This window comes from Propionivibrio sp. (genome assembly GCF_017995515.1).
In the GTDB taxonomy this organism is placed as follows: domain Bacteria; phylum Pseudomonadota; class Gammaproteobacteria; order Burkholderiales; family Rhodocyclaceae; genus Propionivibrio.
On record NZ_JAGOIT010000176.1, the window covers coordinates 1 to 3,485 of the forward strand.

The following is a 3,485-nucleotide window of genomic DNA, read 5'->3' on the forward strand; positions in this document are numbered from 1 at the left end:
GAGTTGCGCAATGGAACAAGCGCTCTGTTGCAACACCTCTCCCTGCTCTTCATCCCGGCCGGCGCCGGCGTCATGCTGCATCTGCAGCGCATCGAGAGCGAATGGCTGCCGATTACGGTGGCGCTGATCGTCAGCACTTTCGCCGGCATGGCGGTCACCGGTCTGGTGCTGCGCGCGATGACGCGCGGTCATGCGCACGATGGCGGAAAGGAAGAAGCATGAACCCGCAAGCCATCAGCGAAACCTGGGTTTATCTTTCGGCCTCGCCGCTGATCGGACTGACGCTGACGCTGCTCGCCTACCAGTTCGCGCTCTGGCTTTACAAGCGTAGCGGCCACCGCGCCTGGGCCAATCCGGTGCTCGTCGCCATCTTCCTGATCACGCTCTTCCTGTGGGCGACCGGCACGCCGTACAAGCACTACTTCGATGGCGCGCAGTTCGTGCATTTCCTCCTCGGGCCGGCGACCGTTGCGCTTGCCGTGCCCCTGTACGCGCAGTGGAAACGTCTGCGGCGCATGGCATTGCCGCTGATGGTCGCGTTGCTTGCCGGCTCGGCGACGGCCGCCGTCTCGGCGATGTTCATTGCCAAGGCGCTGGGCGCGACGTCGGCCACCGTGTTCTCGCTGGCACCGAAATCGGTGACGACGCCGATCGCGATGGGGGTGGCAGAGAAGATCGGCGGGCTGCCGTCGCTCACTGCGGTTCTCGTGATCATTACCGGCATCGTCGGCGCCATCGGTTTTCCGACGCTGTTCCGCTGGCTGCGCATCGGCGACCATGCGACGCAAGGCTTCTCGGTCGGGCTCGCCGCGCACGGTCTCGGTACGGCGCGCGCCTTCATGTTCAGCGAAGAGATGGGCGCCTTCTCGGCGCTGGCGATGGGGCTCAACGGCCTGCTCACGGCCTTGATGCTGCCGGTCCTGCTGCCGCTGTTGTCACCGCTTCTGCGCTAAGCGCACCCGCCGCCTGGCGAGGCGCTGATCGGCAAGTCACGGCGGGCTTTGCCGTCGTTTGCCGCCGAATTGCCGCAATAGACTCTGCTGAAACGCCATTTGCAGGGATCTGCGGCCGAAGCAGATCGGGAAGTCGTCTGGCACGATTTATGCAATATTCCTTGCCTCAAGTCCCGTAGGACTGACTTATCGAGGCCAGGAGATCATGCAAATCACTTCATCGACCGTCGGCAGCCTGTATTCGACAACCTTATCGCCCAGATTCACTGCGACAGCATCCGGCAGCCCGCTGGATCGTCCTTCTGCAGGCGCCGGCGCGGATGTTGTCACGCTCTCTGACGCGGCCCGAGCGTTGGCAAACTCGGAGAGGATCTCGCCCGACTCGGCAAATGCCGCCAAGGGTACCGGCAGCGCCCAGACGCCCACCGAAGCAGAAGCCGCGCATGATGCGGCCGTGAAAGCGGTGAACGACTACGTCGAAAAAGGCCCGGTGGTCGCGAGAATCGAAGCCATCCGCGAGCAGGTTCTCAAATCCATGGGTTTGAGCGAGGCCGACCTGAAGAACCTGCCGCCGCAACAGCAACAGCAGATCGAGGCAACCATCGCCGAGCGGATCAAGGAAGAGCTGATGCAGAAGAAGGCCGACAAGAGCAGTACTACAATTCAGCAATCCGAGATTGCCCAACGCCTGCTCAACCCATCGGGCGCCGCGAAAGCCATCTCGACCTGATCAACAGACATCCGAGACAAGCTGCCGCAAATGCCCGATACCCCCAAGGAATACATCCTCGCCCTCGACCAGGGAACGACCAGTTCGCGCGCCATCCTCTTCGACCGTGCCGGCAAGATCGTCAGCCTCGCGCAGAAGACCTTCCGGCAGGTCTTCCCCAAACCGGGCTGGGTCGAGCACAACCCGATGGAGATCTGGGGAAGCCAGAGCGGCGTTGCGCGCGAGGCGCTGGAAGAAGCCGGGGTGCGGCCAGAGGAAGTCGCTGCCATCGGCATCACCAACCAGCGCGAAACGACGATCGTCTGGGACAAGGCGACCGGCAAGCCGATCTACAACGCCATCGTCTGGCAATGCCGGCGCACGGCGGCGATCTGCGACGAGCTGAAGGCGCGCGGGCTGGAGAACTACATCCGCGAGAACACCGGCCTCGTCATCGACGCCTATTTCTCGGCGACCAAGGTCAAGTGGATTCTCGACCACGTGAAAGGTGCCCGCGAACGCGCGAAGAAGGGCGAACTGCTGTTCGGCACGGTCGACACCTGGCTGATCTGGAACCTCACGCGCGGCGAGGTGCACGTCACCGACTACTCGAACGCCTCGCGCACGATGCTGTTCAACATCGGCACCCTGCAATGGGACCAGCGCATCCTCGACGAACTCGACATCCCGGCGTGCATGCTGCCGGCGGTCAAGCCATCGAGTTGCCTCTACGGGAAAACGGACGCGCACACCTTCGGCGGCGCGATGATCCCGATTGCCGGCAATGCGGGCGACCAGCAGGCGGCGCTTTTCGGCCAGGCCTGTTTCGCCGACGGCATGGTCAAGAACACCTACGGCACCGGTTGCTTCCTGCTGATGAATACCGGCGAGCAGCGCGTTCCCTCGCGCCGCGGCCTGCTGACGACGATCGCGTGGGGCATCGACGAGACGGTCGAATACGCGCTCGAAGGCAGCATCTTCGTCGCCGGCGCCGCCGTCCAATGGCTGCGCGACGAACTGAAGCTGATCGACACCGCCGCACAATCGGCCGAACTGGCGATGGCCGTGCCGGACAGCAACGGCGTCTATGTCGTCCCCGCCTTCGTCGGGCTCGGCGCGCCGTACTGGGACATGTACGCGCGCGGCACGATCGTCGGTTTGACGCGCGGCGCCAATCGCAACCACATCGTACGCGCCACGCTCGAATCGATCGCCTACCAGACGCGTGACGTCCTGCAGGCGATGGAAGACGACTCCGGCATCCCGCTCAAGGTGCTCAAGGTCGACGGCGGCGCGGTGGCCAACAACTTCCTCATGCAGGCCCAGTCCGACATCCTCGGCGTGCCGGTCGAGCGCCCGCAGACGATCGAATCGACCGCCATCGGCGCCGCCTTCCTCGCCGGGCTGGCCGTCGGCTTCTGGAAGGACAAGGCGGAAATCGAAGCCATCCGCCGCGTCGACCGCAACTTCATCCCCGGCATGCCGCCCGAAGCGCGCGAAAAAGCCTATCGCGGCTGGAAGCGCGCTGTGGAGCGCTCACGCGCTTGGGAGGAAAGCGAAGAGCATGAGGGCAAGGCGACGCCCTGAGCAACGTTGGACCGCCTCAGTCAGCATCGTCATTCCGGCGAACGCCGGAATCCAGAGGTGCACCACTGGATTCCGGGTCAAGCCCGGAATGACGGATTCTGTTGGGTCGTTTTGATTCAACGTGACTGACTACTAACCACCGACTACGAGAACGCCCCCATCTCCTTGAGAACGAACGCACTCATGTGGCTCGCCACGGTGACGACCTTGTGCGAGAAGAGCGGCCAGTCGGCGCA

4 protein-coding genes are annotated in these 3,485 nt (G+C 63.8%); all 4 read left to right on the forward strand.

Annotated features, from left to right (window positions below; translation table 11 throughout):
* Positions 1-222 (forward strand): CidA/LrgA family protein (locus tag KBA32_RS16745; protein WP_294361397.1); only part of this gene is annotated, 222 nt, incomplete at its 5' end.
* Positions 219-953, forward strand: a complete 735-nt coding sequence (locus KBA32_RS16750; RefSeq protein ID WP_294361399.1) for an LrgB family protein — start codon at positions 219-221, stop codon at positions 951-953. The genes KBA32_RS16745 and KBA32_RS16750, both read left to right, overlap by 4 nt.
* A 205-nt stretch (positions 954-1,158) precedes the next feature.
* A complete protein-coding gene (locus tag KBA32_RS16755) occupies positions 1,159-1,683 on the forward strand; it encodes a hypothetical protein (protein WP_294361403.1) in 525 nt (174 codons plus the stop codon).
* 30 nt (positions 1,684-1,713) lie between these two features.
* Positions 1,714-3,249, forward strand: a complete 1,536-nt coding sequence (glpK, locus tag KBA32_RS16760; protein WP_294361404.1) for a glycerol kinase GlpK — start codon at positions 1,714-1,716, stop codon at positions 3,247-3,249.
* Positions 3,250-3,485: the final 236 nt, after the last annotated feature.